The organism is Ancylobacter crimeensis, assembly GCF_023016805.1.
Taxonomy (GTDB): domain Bacteria; phylum Pseudomonadota; class Alphaproteobacteria; order Rhizobiales; family Xanthobacteraceae; genus Ancylobacter; species Ancylobacter crimeensis.
Genome location: NZ_JALKCH010000002.1, coordinates 356,297 through 373,576, shown reverse-complemented (window position 1 = coordinate 373,576; position 17,280 = coordinate 356,297). Strand labels below are relative to the sequence as shown.

General features: G+C 68.4%; 16 protein-coding genes, 1 other RNA gene and 1 riboswitch. Of the genes, 8 read left to right on the top strand and 9 right to left on the bottom strand.

Annotated features, from left to right (window positions below):
- Window positions 1-5 precede the first annotated feature (5 nt).
- The gene (locus MWN34_RS03785) at window positions 6-779 is read right to left on the bottom strand and encodes a M48 family metallopeptidase (protein ID WP_247026669.1); all 774 of its coding nucleotides are present in this window, start codon (window positions 777-779) and stop codon (window positions 6-8) included.
- Window positions 780-863: 84 nt separating this feature from the next.
- A complete protein-coding gene (locus tag MWN34_RS03780) occupies window positions 864-1,373 on the bottom strand; it encodes a GcrA family cell cycle regulator (protein WP_247026668.1) in 510 nt (169 codons plus the stop codon).
- A 447-nt stretch (window positions 1,374-1,820) separates the two neighbouring features.
- Here MWN34_RS03780 and MWN34_RS03775 point away from each other — a divergent pair, with 447 nt between their 5' ends.
- From MWN34_RS03775 to MWN34_RS03765, 3 genes are all read left to right on the top strand, one after another.
- Window positions 1,821-3,029, top strand: a complete 1,209-nt coding sequence (locus MWN34_RS03775) for an aspartate aminotransferase family protein (protein WP_247026666.1) — start codon at window positions 1,821-1,823, stop codon at window positions 3,027-3,029.
- Window positions 3,026-3,952: an ornithine carbamoyltransferase gene (gene argF / locus MWN34_RS03770; RefSeq protein WP_247026664.1), complete on the top strand. Its 927-nt coding sequence runs from the start codon at window positions 3,026-3,028 to the stop codon at window positions 3,950-3,952. Before MWN34_RS03775 ends, argF begins: the two co-directional genes overlap by 4 nt.
- Window positions 3,953-4,070: 118 nt before the next feature.
- A complete protein-coding gene (locus MWN34_RS03765; RefSeq protein ID WP_247026662.1) occupies window positions 4,071-5,069 on the top strand; it encodes an Hsp33 family molecular chaperone in 999 nt (332 codons plus the stop codon).
- Between the two features lie 25 nt (window positions 5,070-5,094).
- Here MWN34_RS03765 and MWN34_RS03760 read toward each other — a convergent pair whose 3' ends face one another.
- The 5 genes from MWN34_RS03760 to MWN34_RS03740 form a co-directional block, all read right to left on the bottom strand.
- The gene (locus MWN34_RS03760) at window positions 5,095-6,546 is read right to left on the bottom strand and encodes a nucleobase:cation symporter-2 family protein (RefSeq protein WP_247026661.1); all 1,452 of its coding nucleotides are present in this window, start codon (window positions 6,544-6,546) and stop codon (window positions 5,095-5,097) included.
- 174 nt (window positions 6,547-6,720) lie between these two features.
- Window positions 6,721-7,884, bottom strand: coding sequence for an acetylornithine deacetylase (gene argE / locus MWN34_RS03755; RefSeq protein WP_247026659.1), 1,164 nt, complete (start codon window positions 7,882-7,884; stop codon window positions 6,721-6,723).
- Window positions 7,885-7,945: 61 nt separating this feature from the next.
- Window positions 7,946-9,397 carry a TrkH family potassium uptake protein gene (locus MWN34_RS03750; RefSeq protein ID WP_247026657.1) on the bottom strand — a complete coding sequence of 484 codons (1,452 nt, stop codon included), beginning with the start codon at window positions 9,395-9,397 and terminating at the stop codon, window positions 7,946-7,948.
- 98 nt (window positions 9,398-9,495) lie between these two features.
- Window positions 9,496-9,888: a Co2+/Mg2+ efflux protein ApaG gene (gene apaG, locus MWN34_RS03745; RefSeq protein ID WP_247026655.1), complete on the bottom strand. Its 393-nt coding sequence runs from the start codon at window positions 9,886-9,888 to the stop codon at window positions 9,496-9,498.
- Between the two features lie 137 nt (window positions 9,889-10,025).
- Window positions 10,026-11,237 carry an O-succinylhomoserine sulfhydrylase gene (locus MWN34_RS03740; RefSeq protein WP_247026653.1) on the bottom strand — a complete coding sequence of 404 codons (1,212 nt, stop codon included), beginning with the start codon at window positions 11,235-11,237 and terminating at the stop codon, window positions 10,026-10,028.
- A 42-nt stretch (window positions 11,238-11,279) separates the two neighbouring features.
- Window positions 11,280-11,361, bottom strand: a riboswitch (SAM riboswitch).
- Window positions 11,362-11,559: 198 nt separating this feature from the next.
- Between MWN34_RS03740 and MWN34_RS03735 the strand changes: the two genes are divergently transcribed.
- Window positions 11,560-12,687: a 2'-deoxycytidine 5'-triphosphate deaminase gene (locus tag MWN34_RS03735; protein WP_247026651.1), complete on the top strand. Its 1,128-nt coding sequence runs from the start codon at window positions 11,560-11,562 to the stop codon at window positions 12,685-12,687.
- Window positions 12,688-12,696: 9 nt separating this feature from the next.
- Here the strand turns inward: MWN34_RS03735 and nudC are convergent, their stop codons facing one another.
- A complete protein-coding gene (gene nudC, locus MWN34_RS03730; protein WP_247026649.1) occupies window positions 12,697-13,659 on the bottom strand; it encodes an NAD(+) diphosphatase in 963 nt (320 codons plus the stop codon).
- A gap of 162 nt (window positions 13,660-13,821) precedes the next feature.
- On the bottom strand, window positions 13,822-14,178 hold the full coding sequence (locus MWN34_RS03725; RefSeq protein WP_247026641.1) for a hypothetical protein: 357 nt from the start codon (window positions 14,176-14,178) through the stop codon (window positions 13,822-13,824).
- Window positions 14,179-14,481: 303 nt separating this feature from the next.
- On the opposite strand from MWN34_RS03725, the gene ffs reads away from it, so the two are divergent.
- From ffs to MWN34_RS03705, 4 genes are all read left to right on the top strand, one after another.
- Window positions 14,482-14,580, top strand: an RNA gene (gene ffs, locus MWN34_RS03720) — signal recognition particle sRNA small type.
- A gap of 27 nt (window positions 14,581-14,607) precedes the next feature.
- Window positions 14,608-16,506: a DNA polymerase III subunit gamma/tau gene (locus MWN34_RS03715; protein WP_247026639.1), complete on the top strand. Its 1,899-nt coding sequence runs from the start codon at window positions 14,608-14,610 to the stop codon at window positions 16,504-16,506.
- 18 nt (window positions 16,507-16,524) lie between these two features.
- A complete protein-coding gene (locus MWN34_RS03710) occupies window positions 16,525-16,848 on the top strand; it encodes a YbaB/EbfC family nucleoid-associated protein (RefSeq protein ID WP_247026637.1) in 324 nt (107 codons plus the stop codon).
- Window positions 16,849-16,942: 94 nt separating this feature from the next.
- Window positions 16,943-17,275, top strand: a complete 333-nt coding sequence (locus MWN34_RS03705; RefSeq protein ID WP_247026635.1) for a hypothetical protein — start codon at window positions 16,943-16,945, stop codon at window positions 17,273-17,275.
- Window positions 17,276-17,280: the final 5 nt, after the last annotated feature.

The window sequence follows — 17,280 nt, the reverse complement described above, 5'->3', positions numbered from 1 at the left end:
GACCTTCAGCGCGCGGCACGTTCGCCATAACGGTGCAGACTGGCGCCATGGCTGCGCAGCCACGCCTCCGCCCGCTCATAGCCGGGACAAAGCCTCTTCACCGTGGCCCAGAAGCGCGGACCGTGGTTCATCTCGCGGCGATGAGCGACCTCATGGGCGGCGAGGTAGTCCAGCACATGCGGCGGGGCAAGGATCAGCCGCCAGGAATAGGACAGCGCCCCGCTCGACGAACAGGAGCCCCAGCGGCTGGCGGTGTCGCGCAGAGTGATGCGGCCGATCGCAACCTCCAGTGCCGCGGCGTGGCGACGCGAGGCTATGGTGAGGTCGGCCTTGGCCTCGCGCTTGAGGAAATCCCCTACGCGTCGCGCCACATGCGGCGCCTCCCCCGCAACGCAAAGCAGCGGTCCATCCTCCCCGGCCTCGATCCAGACCGTGCCGCGCAGATGGGGGCGATGGACGATGTGATGCTCGACCCCGCGCAGGGGGATGCGGGCGCCCGGCTGAAGCAGCACGCGATCCGGCAGGCGGGCGAGCCGTGTCGCGATCCAGTCCCGGTAGCGATGGGCGAAGGCGTGGGCCTCGATCACCGAGCCGCGCGGGGGAACGGTCAGCACCACGTCGCGCTCGACCGCGCGCACCCGCAGCGTATAGCGCAGCGCCCGCGGATTGCGCCGCAGCGTCACGGTCACGTCGCGCCCGCCAATGCTGAGGACGACGGGCGCCAGCACGTCAGGCGAAGGGTTCGGTCGCGCGGCAGGACGGCCGGGTCGGAACAGCATGCGGCGGGCACCCTCCCATGAGCGCCCGATCATGCCACCGGAATGCGCCGCGCGCGACCGGTCCGATGCGGCACGGACGGCGCGTCAGATGCGCACCGCGCGACGGTCGCGGCGGCGATCCTGCACCGGCTGGTAGGCGATGCGGGCGTGATAGGAGCAATAAGGCAGCCCGGTCATGGTGCGCGAGCCGCAATAATGGAAATCCGCCTTGCCGGGGTCGCCCACCGGCCAGCGGCAGGAAAATTCGGTGAGGTCGAGGATGGTGCAGCCCTGCCCCATCGGCACGACATTGGCGACCGGCTCCTCGGCCACCTCGGGCTCGGCCTCGTCCATCTCGGGCGCGACTGCGAGGGCAACATTGCCCTGCACCATCGGACGCGGCCGCAGCGGCGCGGATACGGTGGGCCGGGCCTTGCGCGGGCGCGGCGCCGGGGCGGCCACGGTCTTGGCGCGGCCGGACAATCCAAGGCGATGAACCTTGCCGATCACGGCATTGCGGGTGACCCCGCCCAGCTCCGCCGCGATCTGGCTCGCGGACAGGCCTTCGGCCCAAAGGCGTTTCAGCAGCTCGACCCGCTCGTCCGTCCAGTTCATCGCTGTGCCTCCTTCGCGGTCACCGGCAGCGACAGAATCCCCCGCCGACCGGCCAAAGCAAGAAGCTGGCCGGGTTGACGCCGCCACTAGGGGATATTACCGCCGCACGAGATGTCGTATCTGACGACGGGGAGGCTACAATATGCATCGACTCCCGCGAAGTGCTCCCGGAGCCGAAACGATCGTTTTCCCCAGTTGAGAGTCCGTGCGGCAACACCGGGGACGGTAATACCACCTGATGATCTTGCGCGCGCGATCCTTTTGTCCTCGCGCGCCGTTCCTTGGAAACCGGCGCGCCTTCGCGGATGGTTGACCCGCGGGCGTGGTTCGCTAAAATCCGCGCCATCCGTTGCCGCCCCCGCAGGGCGGCATGTTTTGTTTTGGACCCCCGCCCCGGCCCCGGCCGGGCAGATGCCGCAGACCCTGCGAGAAAGAATGGAGGGGCGCGTGATCGATCCCATCCTCCCGACCTACAACCGCGTGAATCTCGTCTTCGAGCGCGGCGAAGGCGCATGGCTGATCACGAAGGACGGGGACCGATATCTCGACTTCACCGCCGGCATCGCGGTGAATGTGCTCGGCCATGCCCATCCCCATCTCGTCGCCGCTCTCACCGAGCAGGCCGGCAAGCTGTGGCACCTGTCCAACGTCTTTCGCATCGAGGGCGGCGAGCGTCTCGCCGAGCGGCTGATCGCGGCCACCTTCGCGGACACCGTGTTCTTCACCAATTCCGGCGCCGAGGCGCTGGAATGCTCCATCAAGATGGCGCGCCGCTACCACTACGTGACCGGCACGCCGGAGCGCACCCGCATCATCGCCTTCAACGGCGCCTTCCACGGCCGCACGCTGGCGACCATCGCCGCCGCCGGCAACCCGAAATACATGGAAGGCTTCGGCCCCTCCATGCCCGGCTTCGACCATGTGCCGTTCGGCGACATCGCCGCGGTGAAGGCCGCCATCGGGCCGGAGACCGGCGCCATCCTCATCGAGCCGGTGCAGGGCGAAGGCGGCGTGCGCGGGGCCTCCCCGGCCTTCCTGCGCGAACTGCGCGCGCTGTGCGACGAGAACGGGCTGCTGCTGATCCTCGACGAGGTGCAGTGCGGCGTCGGGCGCACCGGCAAGCTGTTCGCCCATGAATGGGCAGGCATCACGCCGGACATCATGGCGGTCGCCAAGGGCATCGGCGGCGGCTTCCCGGTCGGCGCCTGCCTCGCCACCGAAGCGGCGGCGAAGGGCATGACGGTCGGCACCCACGGCTCGACCTATGGCGGCAATCCGCTCGCCATGGCAGTCGCCAATGCGGTGCTGGACGTGGTGACCGAAGAGGGCTTCATCGCGCGCGTGCAGCAGGTCTCCGGCCGGCTGCGCCAGCGCCTCGCGGAACTGCAGGACCGCCACCCCTCGGTCATCGCCGAGGTGCGCGGCGAGGGCCTGCTGCTCGGCCTGCGCACGGTCGTTCCCAATACCGACCTCATCGCCGCGATGCGCGAGGAGCACGTGCTTTCGGTCGGCGCGTCGGACAATGTGGTGCGCCTGCTGCCCCCGCTCATCATCGGCGAAGCGGAGATCGACGCCGCCTTCGCGGGCATCGACGCGGCCTGCACGAAGATCGAGGCCCGGCTGAAGGCCGCGACCAGCGAAGGAGCCGCCGCATGAATGCGCCGGTGAAGCATTTCCTCGACCTCGACCGGCTGCCGGCGAGCGAGCTGCGCAAGCTGATCGAGCTGTCCAAGGACCTGAAGAGCCGCCGCAAAGCGGTGGCGAGCGCCAAGCCCTTCGCCGGCAAGGTGCTGGCCATGGTGTTCGACCAGCCCTCGACCCGTACCCGCATCTCCTTCGACGTCGCCATGCGCCAGCTCGGCGGCGAAACCATCATGCTGACCGGCACCGAGATGCAGCTCGGCCGCGGCGAGACCATCGCCGACACCGCGCGGGTGCTTTCGCGCTATGTCGACGCCATTATGATCCGCATCCTCGACCATCGCGCGCTGACCGAGCTGGCCGAGCATGCCGACGTGCCGGTGATCAACGGACTGACCCGCGAGTCCCACCCCTGCCAGATCATGGCGGATGTGATGACCTTCGAGGAGCACAAGGGGCCGATCGGAGGGCGTACCGTGGCCTGGACCGGCGATTCCAACAATGTGCTCGCCTCCTGGGTGCATGCGGCGCAGCGCTTCGACTTCGCGCTCAACGTCGCCACCCCGCCGGAACTGGCGCCGCGCCCTTCGCTGCTGGACTGGGTGCGCGAGAACGGGGCCAGGGTCACCTTCGGCAACAGTGCCGAGGCGGCGGCGGAAGGCGCGGACTGCATCGTGACCGACACCTGGGTGTCGATGGGCGACGCCGAGGCCGAGCGCCGGCACAACCTGCTGCGCCCCTTCCAGGTGAACGGCGCGCTGATGAAGCGCGCCAATCCGGGCGCGCTGTTCATGCACTGCCTGCCGGCCCATCGCGGCGAGGAGGTCACCGACGAGGTGATGGACGGCCCGCAATCCGTCGTGTTCGACGAGGCGGAGAACCGCCTCCATGCCCAGAAGGGCATCCTGGCCTGGTGCCTGGAGAATGCGGGCGCCTGAGTGCCGGCGCCCAAGCCTGCGTCCCGCCCCCGGGGCGGGTGACGCAAGCCGGACGACAATTGCCCCGACCCTCTCGCGGGAGGGCCGCGGCCTTCCTATATGCGCGGTCGGAGTTCACATGACATCATCCCATCCCGCATCCCCCACCCGCACACCCAGCGCCGAGGCGATCGACGACCGGGTGACCCCCTTCCATGTCGACGGGCTGGACGTGCGCGGCCGCATCGTGCGGCTGGGCCCGAGCCTCGACGCCGTTCTGGCCCATCATCAATATCCGGCCCCGGTGAAGCGCCTGCTCGGCGAGGCCGTGGCGCTGACGGTACTGCTCGGCTCGACGCTGAAGATCGAAGGCCGCTTCATCCTCCAGACCCGCACCGACGGGCCGGTGGACCTGCTGGTCGTCGATTTCATGGCGCCCGACAGCGTGCGCGCCTATGCCCGCTACGACGAGGCGGGCCTCGCGGAGGCGACGACGAGCGGCCCCGCCCGAAGCGGCGCGCTGCTGGGTCACGGCCACCTCGCGCTCACCATCGACCAGGGCCTGACCGTGCGTCCCTATCAGGGCGTGGTGGCGCTGGAAGGCGGTGGGCTGGAAGACGCGGCGCACCAGTATTTCCGTCAGTCCGAGCAGATCCCGACCCGCATCCGCCTCACCGTCGCCGAGGATGTGCGCCCCGGCGGAGAGGCCTCGTCCTGGCGCGCCGGCGGTCTGATGGTGCAGTTCCTGCCGACCGAAGGCGGGCGCATCGCCACCCCCGACCTCGATCCCGGCGATGCGCCGGAAGGCACGCCGGTTCCGGTCGTCGACGAGGACGACGCCTGGGTCGAGGCGCAGTCGCTGGTCGGCACGGTGGAGGACATCGAGCTCGTCGACGCCGACCTCTCCAGCGAGCGCCTGCTGTTCCGCCTCTTCCACGAGCGCGGGGTACGGGTGTTCGACGCCGAAACGATCGTGGCGCGCTGCTCCTGCTCGCGCGAGCGGGTGATGAACGTGCTGATGAGCTTCGGCCCGGACGAGCGCGCCGGCCTGGTGGAAGACGGCAAGGTGAAGGTGACCTGCGAGTTCTGCGGGCGCAGCTACGCCTTCGAGGCGTCCGAGGTCGCGAACGCCTCGTAACAGGGGCGCCCGCGCGCGACGCTCCTCAATGGTGGTCGGCGGCGATCTTTACCTCGTTGCCGGCGGCGTCGTACAGCCGGCCGCCGAGGAAATAATCGCCATCATGCAGCATCGAGACATCCTGATAGCGCAGGATCCGCTCGGTGCCCGCCACGAACACCGATTGCTGGTCGGAATTGCCGGCGGTGAAATGGTTGAACAGCAGGTTCAGGCTCACCGCCGTCAGCGCCGCCGAGCTGATGCCCGAATGGAAGATGGTGACGAACCAGCTCGGGAAATGCTCGTAGAAGTGCGGCGCGACGATCGGGATCATGCCGACACTCAATGAGGTCGCCATGATCACAAGATTCATGTTGTTCACATAATCGACCTTGGCGAGCGAGCGGATGCCGCTGGCCGCCACCGTCCCGAACAGCACGAGGCCGGCCCCGCCCAGCACCGGCGGCGGCACTGCGGCGACCACCCGGCCTATGACCGGCAGCAGGCCCAGCGCCACGAGAATGACCCCCGCCATCGCCACCACATAGCGGCTCTTGATGCCCGTCACCGCGATCAGGCCGACATTCTGGGCGAAGGCGCTCTGGGTGAACGAGCCGAAGACCGGGGCGACGATGCTGGACAGCATGTCCGCCCGCAGCCCGTTCCCCAGACGGCGCTCGTCGATCCGCGTGCCGATGATCTCGCCGACGGCAAGGATGTCCGCCGAGGTTTCCACCAGCGTCACGAGGATGACGATGAACATCGACAGGACGGCGGCGATGTCGAAGACCGGCCAGCCGAAATGAAACAGGCTGGGCAGTGCGAAGGCGGGCGCCGCCGTGGCCTTGGAAAAATCGGCCATGCCGAGCGCGAACGCGACCGCCGTGCCGATGACCATCGCGAGCAGGATGGACAGGCGCGACACCGCCGCACTGCCCAGCTTGCTCAGCAGCAGCACGATGGCGAGCGTGAGGGCTGCAAGGCCGATATTGGACAGGCTGCCGAAATCGGGCGCCGCGGGATTGCCGCCCATGGCCCAGCGCGCCGCCACCGGGATCAGCGAGAAGCCGATCGTGGTGATGACGATCCCGGTCACCAGCGGCGGAAAGAAGCGGATCACCCGCGAGAAGACCGGCGTGATCAGGAGTCCCAGCAGCGAGGCGCCCATCACGCCGCCCATCACCGCGGGCAGCCCAGCCCGTCCATTGCTGCCGATGATGGCCAGCATGGTGGCGACGCCGGCGAAGGACACGCCCTGGACGAGCGGAAGCCGGCAACCGAAGAAGGGCACGCCCATGGTCTGCAGGATGGTGGCGAGGCCTCCGGCGAACAGCGAGGCGGTGATCAGGATGCCGATTTCATCGGCCGAGAGGCCGGCACCCTGTCCGATGATGAGCGGCACGGCGACGATGCCGCCATACATGGTCAGCACATGCTGCAGGCCATAGAGCAGGTTGGCCGCGATGCCGAGATTTTCGTCCTCGGGACAGGCTGACACCCGTCCTGCATCGGCGGCAGGGCCTCCGCGGGCGACAGGGCCTCCGCGGGCAAAAGGCTTGGGCCCCATTGGCGTTCTCCCTCTACATTTTTGTAGTTGCTCGAAGGGGAGCAGATCCGGGAGACTTTGACGAGAGGCGGATTTCCTGAATGACCTTCGCGCGAAATGAGGAGATCAGGCCGCGCATTCCTCCACCAGCCCACGCAGAAAGCGCTCGCAGGCCCGCAGCTCCGAAATCTCGATGAACTCGTCCGGCTTGTGCGCCTGATCGATCGACCCGGGCCCGCACACCACGGTCGGAATGCCCATCGCCTGGAAATGGCCGCCCTCCGTGCCATAGGCGACGGTGTGGGTGTCGTTCTGGCCGGCAAGGCGCAGCGCCAGCGTCTCGGCATAGGAGCCGGGCTGCGGGGCGAGCGGAGGCACGCGGTAAATGAAGCGGGTGTCGACGGCTGCCTCGGGCGCGGTCTCGCGCAGCCGGGGCAGCACGGTGTCGTTGACGAAGCCCTCGAAGCGGGCGAGCAATGCCGCCTCGTCGAAATCCGGCAGGCCGCGCACGTTCCAGCGCAACGCGCAGGTGCGCGGCACGATGTTGCCGGCGGTGCCGCCCTCGATCACCGTGACCTGGACGGTTGTGTTCGGCGGATCGAACCGCCCGCTGGCATCGCCCGCCGCGATCAGTTCCACCCGGGCGCGGTCGAGCTCGCCCACCAGTTCGGCCGCCGCGAAAATGGCGTTGGCGCCGAGCTGCGGCATGGAGGAATGGGCCTCGCGCCCGGTCACGGTGGTGACATAGGCGACGCCGGACTTGTGGGCATCCACCACCTTCATGTTGGTGGGTTCGCCGACGATGCAGGCGCGCGGCAGCGGCAGGTCAACGCCCAGCCGGCGCACCGCCGGCACCACGCCGGTGCAGCCGACCTCCTCGTCATAGGAGACGAGCAGGTGGATCGGGATGGCGAGCGGGCGCGCCGTCATCTCCGGCACCAGCGCCAGGCAGGTGGCGAGGAAGCCCTTCATGTCGCAGCTACCGCGGCCATAGAGCCGACCGTCGGTCTCGGTGAGCACGAAGGGATCGGTCGACCAGGGCTGGCCATCCACCGGCACCACGTCGGAATGGCCGGAGAGGCACACGCCGCCGACGCCGGCCGGGCCGATCGTGGCGAACAGGCTGGCCTTCTGCCCGGTTTCCTCCGGTACCAGCACGCTCTCGATGCCGTAGGCGGCAAGGTAGGTCTTCACGAAGTCGATGAGCCCGAGATTCGAATTCCGGCTGGTGGTGTCGAACCCGACCAGATGGGCCAGAAGTTCCTCGGTGGTGGTGCGGCCGGCCAGCATGAGCGCTCCTCAGAATCTCGCGCAGAGCATAAGTGTGCGGCGCACACGCGTCCAACGCCGATCACTTTATCCAGAAGCGCGGCAACAGCAGCACCAGCACGGTGAAGAGCTCGAGGCGGCCGAGCAGCATGCCGCCGGACAGCAGCCACACCACGCCGTCCGGCAGCGCGGCAAAGTTCACCGCCGGACCCACCACCTCACCGATGCCGGGTCCGACATTCGCCACCGCGGTGATCGACGCCGACAGCGCGGTTGTGAGATCGAAGCCGGCCATGTTGATGGCGATGGCAATCGCGCCGAAGCAGGCGAGATACAGGAAGATGAAGGACAGGACCGAGGACACCACCTCGTCCGGTATCGGCGCCCCGCCATAGCGCACCGGGAAGACGCCACGCGGATAAACGATGCGCTTGAGGTGCTGCACCAGCGCGGAGCCGGCGATGGCGAGGCGGAACACCTTCAGGCCGCCGGTGGTGGAGCCGGTGCAGCCGCCGATGAAGAGGAGCAGGAAATAGAGCGTGTCGGTAGGCGGACCCCAACGGGTGAAATCGACCGTAACGAAGCCGCAGGTGGACAGGATCGACACCACGTTGAACAAGGCATAGCGCAGCGCGGTCTCGCCGCCGGCGATGTCGGCGCGCACCAGCTCGACCATGCTCAGCAAGGTGAAGACCACGACGATGCCGAGGAAGATCCGCACCTCGGCATTGGCCACGAGCCGGCTGAAATCGCCCGCCAGCACGCGCACATACAGCACGAAGGGCAGCGAGCCGGCGATCATGAAGACGATGGCGACGTAGTCAACGGCCGCACTGTGGAAATAGCCGATGGAGGCGTCATGGGTGGAAAAGCCGCCCGTCGAGATGGTGGACATCGCGTGCGCCACCGCATCGAAGGCGCTCATGCCGGCGAGCTTGTAGGCAACGGTGCAGGCGAGCGTCAGGATGAGGTAGCTGCCGAGAATGCCCTTCGCCATCTGCGCCGCGCGGGGCAGCAGCTTCTCCGACTTGTCGGAGGACTCCGCCCGGAAGAGCTGCATCCCGCCGATCTGCAGCATGGGCAGGAAGGCAATGGCCAGCACGATGATCCCGATGCCGCCATACCAGTGCAGGAAGGCGCGCCAGATGAGCAGGCCCGGCGGGCGGGTGTCGAGATGGTCCAGCACCGTCGCGCCGGTGGTAGTGAGGCCGGACATCGCCTCGAAATAGGCGTCGGTGAAGGAGAGATGCGCCTCCGACCACATGAACGGGATGGCGGCGAAGGCCGACGCCACCACCCAGGTCGCCGCGGTCAGCAGGAAGGCCTGCCGGCGGTCGAGCTTCTCCACCTCGCCCGAGCGGCCGGCGAGCCAGAGCGACAGGCCGACGAACACCGTCACCGCCGCCGCCCCGACATAGACGAGGTAATCTCCCCGCCCCGCAATGAGATCGACGAGGGCCGGAATCATCATCGTGGTGCCGAGAATGGCGAGGAGAACGCCGAGCACGGCGGCGATCGGGCGAAGGTCGATCACGAGCTACGACACCGCACGGCGGGGTTGACGGGGGCAGGATAGCGGCAATGGCGTGCCGCCGAAAGCGGGCAGGCGCTGCCGGCTGAAGCCGACGGCGCTCAGTTCAGCACGCGGGTCGCGTCCGGCAGGTCGAGCGAGAAGGCCGGCACCTCGGCGGCGAAGCTGTCGCCCGCAGGCGTAACCAGCTCGTAGCTGCCTTCCATGATGCCGGTCGGCGTCGGCAGCGGCACGCCGCTGGTATATTCGAAATGGGCCCCCGGCGGCAGCACCGGCTGCTCGCCGACGACGCCCGCCCCGCGCACCTCCTGCACCCGGCCGAGACCGTCGGTGATGATCCAGTGCCGGGTCTTGAGCTGCACGGTTTCGGCGCCGAGATTGAGGATCTCGATGGTGTAGGCCCAGAAGAACTGCCCGCGTTCGGGGTCGGAACGCTCGGCCGAGAAATGCGGCGTCACGGTCACCTGAACGCCTCGTGTCGTCGCCCGGTACATCGACGCCTCCTTCGCATGCGGTCACCTTGAGTGAACGGCTTTTGCCCGTCGACGGCAAGGCGGCGCCCGGCCGCGTGCGGCGGGGCTGTGGATCATGTGGCGGCGGACGGCGCACCATCCGCCGCCACACGGGACGATCAGAGACCCTTCAGCGCGCCCGAAAGGTCGGCCAGCAGGTCGTCCACATGCTCCAGCCCGACCGACAGCCGCACCATGCCGTCGCTGATGCCCATCTCGGTCCTGGCTTCCGGGGTGAAGCGCTGGTGAGTGGTGGTCGCCGGGTGGGTGACGAGGCTCTTGGCGTCGCCCAGATTGTTGGAGATCCGCGCGATGCGCAGCCCGTTGAGGAAGCGGAACGCGCCCGCCTTGCCGCCCTCGACCTCGAAGGTGACGAGCGTGCCGCCGCCGCTCATCTGCCGACGCGCCAGCGCCGCCTGCGGGTGGTCTTCGCGGAAGGGGTAGATCACCTTGGTTACGCCCGCCATGCTGGCCAGTTCGTCGGCGATCCGCACTGCGCTCGCCTGCATCCGCTCGATGCGCAGCGGCAGGGTCTCGAGGCCCTTGAGCATCACCCAGGCATTGAAGGGCGAGGCCGAGGGGCCGGTCTGGCGAAGGAAGGTCTGCAGGTGATCGGCGAGGAACTTCTCCGAGCACAGCACCACCCCGCACAGGCAGCGGCCCTGACCGTCTATGTGCTTGGTGGCGGAATAGACGACGATGTCGGCACCGAGCGCGAGCGGGCTCTGCAGCATCGGCGTGGCGAAGACATTGTCCACCACCAGCAGCGCGCCCGCCTGCTTCGCGATGGCGGCGACGCCGGCGATGTCGACGATCTCCAGCGTCGGATTGGTGGGGCTTTCGAGGAAGAACACCTTGGTCTCGGGCCGCACCGCCGCCTTCCAGGCCGCAAGATCGGTGCCGTCCACCAGCGTCGAGCTGACCCCGAAGCGCGGCAGCAGTTCCTCGATCACATAGCGGCAGGAACCGAACAGCGCGCGCGCCGCCACCACATGGTCGCCCGCCTTGACCTGGCAGAGCAGCGCCGCAGTGACCGCCGCCATGCCGGACGCGGTGGCGCGCGCAACCTCCGCGCCTTCCAGCAGGGCGAGGCGGGTCTCGAACATCGCGACGGTGGGGTTGGAATAGCGGGTGTAGATGAAGCCCGGATCGTCGCCCTTGAAGCGTGCCTCGGCCTGCTCCGCAGTGTCGTAGACATAGCCCTGGGTGAGATACATCGCCTCGGCGGTCTCGCCATAGGGCGAGCGCAGGATACCGCCATGGACGAGCCGGGTGTCGGCCTTCAGCGCGGCGATGTCGGCGGGGGAGAGCTTCGGCGTGGACGAGGTCATCTGGCGGCTCCGATACGGACGGGGTCGCCCATCGCACAAGGATGCGCCGCGGCCCCGACCTTTTAGCGACGTTGTTTAGCGTGGCGGCAAGCCGGTCGGGCTCAAATTGACCACGGATGCGAGCGGCTTACTCCCGCCAACCTATGGCGTCAACCGCACCGTTCGGAAAAACGAACGCTCGCCGCTCCCTCTCGATTCTGGGTCAAGGCATCGTCCGCGCATGGGCCAGCAGCTTTGCAGCCTGACGTCTTTACGGCTTGGCGGCCGAGAGCGGCTCCGCTACACCGCAGCAGAGCTTTTCAAAGGGTCGCAGGAGGCGCGGGTGGCCAATCTCGGGCTGCAGGGACGGCAGGATGGCGCGGTCGGCATCGTGCCGGCCCATGCCATCCACGCGCTGGTCGGAGGCGCGGCGATCGGCCTCGCGCGGCCGGCCGATCCCGACCAGATCCAGCCGGCGAGCCTCGACCTGCGCCTCGGTCCCACCGCCTGGCGGATAAGGGCGAGTTTCCTGCCAGGCCCCGGCGCAACCGTCGCCGAGCGGCTGGAGCGGCTCGCGCTGCATCGGCTCGACCTCACCGGCGGCGAGGTGCTGGAAACCGGCTGCGTCTATCTGGTGGAACTGCAGGAGAGCCTGTCTCTGCCCCCGGAACTGGCGGCGTCCACCAATCCGAAGAGCTCCACCGGCCGGCTCGACGTTTTTACCCGCGTCATCACGGATCGGGCGCGGGCCTTCGACATCGTTCCGGCCGGCTATAGCGGCCCGCTCTATCTCGAAATCTCGCCGCGCACCTTCCCCATCCTCGTGCGCGAGGGCTCGCGCCTCTCGCAGATCCGTTTCCGCGCCGGGGATGCCCGGCTCGGCGAGGAGGAGATCGCCGCGCTGAACCGCGCCGAGCGGCTCGTCGACGGCGCCGACGCCGACGTGGCCGGGGGCGGCATCGCGGTGAGCGTCGACCTGTCGGGCGAGGGTTTCGGTGGCCTGCTCGGATTCCGCGCCAAGCGCCATACGGGCGTCATCGACGTGGATCGCCGGGCGGCGCTGGATGTCGAGGACTATTGGGAGCCGCTGGCGACGCGCGGCCGGCGCGAACTGATCCTCGATCCCGACGCCTTCTATATCCTCGCCTCAAAGGAGGCCGTGCACGTGCCGCCGGACTATGCGGCGGAGATGGTGCCCTTCGATCCGCTGGTGGGTGAGTTCCGGGTGCATTACGCCGGCTTCTTCGACCCCGGCTTCGGCCACGCCGCCGCCGGCGGGCTCGGCGCCCGCGCGGTGCTGGAGGTGCGCTCGCGCGAGGTGCCGTTCATCCTGGAGGACGGGCAGATCGTGGGGCGTCTCGTCTATGAACGGATGATGGAACGGCCCAGGGTGCTCTACGGCGAAGGGCTCGGCTCGAACTACCAGGCGCAGGGGCTGAAGCTCTCCAAGCACTTCCTGCCCTGGCGGTGACCGCCTTTTTCAGCGGGGAGGCAAGTCCCGGTTCTCGACGAAGCCGCGCAGCAGGTGGTGGGCGATCGAGCCCGGCGTCGGCACGGTGAGCCCCTCGGGATGGCTGTGCTCGAACATGGAGCGCAGCTCGGCCCGGCTGAACCAGCGGGCGCCTTCCAGCTCCACCGGGTCGATGGTGATGTCGAAGCTCTCGGCGACGCCTTCCAGCCCGATCATCACCGACATCGGGAACGGCCAGGGCTGGGACGCGAGGTAGCGCACCGCGCCGACCCGAATATTCGCCTCCTCCCGCACCTCGCGGCGCACCGCCGCCTCGAAGGTCTCGCCCGGCTCGACGAAGCCGGCGAGGCAAGACCACATGGTCGGTGCGAAGCGGGGCGAGCGGCCGAGCAGGCAGCGCTCGCCATCGACGATGGACATGATGACCACCGGGTCGGTGCGCGGGAAATGCTGGGCGCCGCAGGTGGGGCAGTCGCGCCGCCAGCCGCCCTCGGCCATCACCAGCCGGCCGGCGCAATTGGAACAGAAGGTGCGGCGGGCGTGCCAGCTCAGCATCGCCTTGGCGCAGGCGAGAAGGCCAAGCTGGTCGGGCGGCAGCAGCTTCTCCACCATGAGGGTGCGCAGGTCGCTGAGCCGCAGCTCCGGGTCGTCCGCCAACGCCGCTGCGCGCTCGGGTGCGACTGGCAGGGCAAAGCGCGGCGCCTCCCCCTCGAGGCCGAGCAGGCAGGCCTCGTCGAGACGCCCGCCAAGACGCTCCGCCTGCACCCGGTCGAACAGCGCGCCAAGCCTGTCGCCGCTTCGGGCGAGGATCACCGTCTCCCCGGCGATGAGGCAGGCCGCCATGTCGGACCGCGCGAGGAAGGCCGGCGCTTCGCTGCGGCGCTCGCTTACCCGGTCGAGCCGGAAGCCGGCATAGCCGAGATGCGGCCACAGGCCGAGAGAGCCGGTCGCTTCGGAGGAAAGGCTGGTCATAAGCGGGTATCCTGCACGGAAGAAGCGCCGAAAGGCCGGCGGGCGGCGCCACCCTAATCGAGCGGACCGCATTGTGCATCCGACCTTCGACGATGCGGCAGGAAGCCCAGCACGTAAAAAAGCCCGCCATGGTCATGACGGGCTTTTAATCGGGCGACGCCGTCAGCCGAGGGTCGGGCAGCCGGGCCGGTTGGCGAAGCGGATGCGCTCGGGGCCGCGGCGGGTGTCGCCTTCCACCACGATGGAACGCGGCGTTACGCTGACCACCTCGGCGTTCCGCAATCCTTCATCGCGGGCCGCGGCACGGGCCTGGCGCTCCGAGCAGCCCCCGCGCATGCGGGCACCGGGCGGCGGACCGCGGTCGTCGTCATAGCCGTAATCCGGCGGCGGCACCGGGCGGACGCCGTTGGGACCGACCTCGATGTTGAAGCCCTGGGCATGGGCAGGCACCACAGGCACCAGCAGCGGCGTGGTGGCGATAAGAGCTGCGCATACAGCCGCAGCAGTGATATTGCGCATGTCTGCCTCCTTCGACAGAGACGGGAATGATCGGGTTGGGTGCCGTTACAAGTGCGCAAGGAAGGGAAAGTTCCCGAAACCGTGATCAGGCGATTGAAAATCAGACTTACCTTGAAATTTCGCAAACAATTACCAGAATATCTGAACGATCGACCAAGAATAACTTATCATTCCAATTGGTATTTGGACACTCAGCTACGGAAGAAGAAGCGGCCGACTGTCCACAGGATGCGGTGCCTGCACCGGCGCCGCAGCCGGCCGCTGCCCCTTGCATCCGGCCGCCATCCGTCCGATATAGGGCGCGGGAGGTTGGCGGTGGACGAGCCACTCGCCAACCGGGTCAGGTCCGGAAGGAAGCAGCCCCAACGAGCCCGGTCTCGGGTCTCTGTCCAGCCTCCCACCTGTGCATTTCACAAGCATGGACGACGGATGAACGAGGGCGCCGCACCCGATGACGTCGCCCCGTCGCTGACGGGCAAGGACGGACTTCCGCCCGGTGGCCTCCTGCCCGACACTTCCCCCGCCGCCTCCGCCACGCCCTATCGCGTTCTCGCCCGCAAATACCGTCCGCAGACCTTCGCCGACCTGATCGGCCAGGAAGCGATGGTGCGCACGTTGCGCAATGCCTTCGCCTCCGGCCGCATCGCGCAGGCCTATATCCTCACCGGGGTGCGCGGGGTGGGAAAGACCACCACCGCCCGCATCCTCGCCCGCGCGCTCAACTACGAGCCCGCCGACGGCGCGCCTGCGACCGGCCCGACGCTCGACATGCCGGCACTGGGCAGGCATTGCCGCGACATCATCGAGAGCCGCCACGTCGATGTGCAGGAGATGGATGCGGCGTCGAACACCGGTATCGGCGACATTCGCGAGATCATCGAGGCGGCGCGCTACAAGCCCGTGCTGGCGCGCTACAAGGTCTTCATCATCGACGAGGTGCACATGCTCTCGACGGCAGCCTTCAACGGGCTGCTGAAGACGCTTGAGGAGCCGCCGGAGCATGTGAAGTTCATCTTCGCCACCACCGAGATCCGCAAAGTGCCGGTCACGGTGCTGTCGCGCTGCCAGCGCTTCGACCTGCGCCGGGTCGAGGGCGGGGTCCTCGCCTCCCACCTCTCCGCCATCTGCGACGCCGAAGGCGTGAGCGTGGAGCCGGAGGCGCTCGGCCTCGTCGCCCGCGCGGCGGAAGGCTCGGTGCGCGATGCGCTGTCGCTGCTCGACCAGGCCATCGCCCATTCCGGCGCCGGAGGGATCGCGGGCGGCGGGGTGCGGGCGGACGAAGTCCGCGGCCTGCTCGGCCTTGCCGACAAGGCGCGCGTGATCGACCTGTTCGAGGCGCTGATGCGCGGCCGGATCGCCGACGCGCTTTCCCTGATGCGCGAGCAATATGATTCAGGGGCCGATCCGGCGGTGGTGATCGCCGAGCTCGCCGAGTTCACGCATTTCGTGACCCGTCTCAAGATCCTGCCCGCCACAGCCGAGGACGCCTCGCTGATCGAGGCCGAGCGGGTGCGCGGGGCGACCTTCGCGCAGGGGCTTTCCATGCGCGTGCTCTCGCGTGCCTGGCAGATGCTGACGCGCGGGCTTTCCGAGGTCCAGCAGGCGGCAAAGCCCATGCAGGCAGCGGAGATGGTGCTGGTGCGCCTCGCCTATGCCAGCGACCTGCCGACGCCAGACGAGGCGCTGCGCAAGTTGCGCGACGAACCCGCATCCGGCGGAACGTCGGGCGGCGGTCCGGCATCTTCCCCCGGCGGCCCGCCCGAGGGCCCGCGTGCTGCCGCAATAGGCGGCGGCGGACACCTGTCCATGGCGAGCCGCAACCCGGCGCCACGACCAACCCCGATTGTGCAGCCGGAATCCGTTTCCGGCCCGCGTCTGTCGAGCCTCGCCGATGTCGCCACCCTTGCAGCCGAGCGGCGCGACCTGCGGCTGAAATTCGCCATCGAGAACCAGCTCCGGCCGGTGTCGTTCGAGGAAGGGCGCATCGAGATCGCACTGATGCCCGGTGCCTCGGCGGCCCTCGTGCAGGAGCTTCAGAACCGGCTCACCGATTGGACGGGCCGGCGCTGGCTGGTCGCAGTGTCCGGCGAGACCGGCGAAGCCACGATTGCCGAAACGGTGCTGGCCGAGCGCAACGCCTTCGAGACCGGCATCCGGGCCGATCCGCTGGTGGCTGCGGTGCTGGCCAGGTTTCCCGGCGCCTCGATCGTCGACATTCGCTCGCGCGAACCGGAAGACGCCGCTCCGGCGCTGTCGAACGAGGAATATGAAGGCTTGGTCGCCGCGCTCGCGGAAGGGCCGGGTCCGGACGATGAAATCGAGTTTTGAAACGATAAGGAGTCGCCTGTGAAAGATCTGCTCGGCATGATGTCCAAAGTGAAGGAGATGCAGGCCAAGATGGAGCAGCTCCAGCAGGAACTGGAGATGATCGAGGTCGAGGGAGCCGCCGGTGGCGGCATGGTCGGCATCACCCTCACCGCAAAGGGCACGCTGAAGGCCATCCGCATCGACCCCAGCCTGCTCAATCCTCAGGAAGCCGAGATGCTGGAAGACCTCGTGGTCGCCGCTCATGCCGATGCGCGCACCAAGGCGGACCGGCTGGTGCAGGAAAAAACGCAGGCTCTCACCGCCGGTCTTCCGATCCCGCCCGGAATGAAGCTGCCTTTCTGATCGTTTTCACGTTTTTTCCTTCCGGAACCTCGGGAACTCCGGCACCATCCCGCTCCGCTGGCCGCGGAGCCGGCGTGGCCCCGGGAGGAACCAGATGCGAAGCCTGACACGTGCGCTTGCCCTGACGCTGCCGGCCATGGCGGCGCTGCTGCCCATCTCCGCCTCGGCGGGCATCGCGACGGCGCCGCTGGCGTCCGGCCCGGCATTCGCCGGCAGCGCCGTGGTCAAGGTGTATGGCCCCTGTCCACCCGGCTATCATCTCGGACGCGGCGGCCAGCGCTGCTGGCCGAATGGCTGGGCGCCGGTCGAGGAGGTGCCGCGTGGCTTCGTGCCGCCGGGGCCCCGGATCGAGCCGATGCCGCCCGTGCTGGAATGCCCGCCCGGCTATCATCTCGGTCGCGGCCTTCAGCGCTGCTGGCCGAACTGATCGCC

Excerpts from the sequence above, each read along its gene's own strand:
- MWN34_RS03785 (WP_247026669.1), bottom strand. The coding sequence starts at position 779 with ATGCTGTTCCGACCCGGCCGTCCTGCCGCGCGACCGAACCCTTCGCCT.
- MWN34_RS03780 (WP_247026668.1), bottom strand. The coding sequence starts at position 1,373 with ATGAACTGGACGGACGAGCGGGTCGAGCTGCTGAAACGCCTTTGGGCC.
- argF (WP_247026664.1), top strand. The coding sequence starts at position 3,026 with ATGAATGCGCCGGTGAAGCATTTCCTCGACCTCGACCGGCTGCCGGCG.
- MWN34_RS03765 (WP_247026662.1), top strand. The coding sequence starts at position 4,071 with ATGACATCATCCCATCCCGCATCCCCCACCCGCACACCCAGCGCCGAG.
- argE (WP_247026659.1), bottom strand. The coding sequence starts at position 7,884 with ATGCTGGCCGGCCGCACCACCACCGAGGAACTTCTGGCCCATCTGGTC.
- apaG (WP_247026655.1), bottom strand. The coding sequence starts at position 9,888 with ATGTACCGGGCGACGACACGAGGCGTTCAGGTGACCGTGACGCCGCAT.
- MWN34_RS03740 (WP_247026653.1), bottom strand. The coding sequence starts at position 11,237 with ATGACCTCGTCCACGCCGAAGCTCTCCCCCGCCGACATCGCCGCGCTG.
- nudC (WP_247026649.1), bottom strand. The coding sequence starts at position 13,659 with ATGACCAGCCTTTCCTCCGAAGCGACCGGCTCTCTCGGCCTGTGGCCG.
- MWN34_RS03725 (WP_247026641.1), bottom strand. The coding sequence starts at position 14,178 with ATGCGCAATATCACTGCTGCGGCTGTATGCGCAGCTCTTATCGCCACC.
- MWN34_RS03715 (WP_247026639.1), top strand. The coding sequence starts at position 14,608 with ATGAACGAGGGCGCCGCACCCGATGACGTCGCCCCGTCGCTGACGGGC.
- MWN34_RS03705 (WP_247026635.1), top strand. The coding sequence starts at position 16,943 with ATGCGAAGCCTGACACGTGCGCTTGCCCTGACGCTGCCGGCCATGGCG.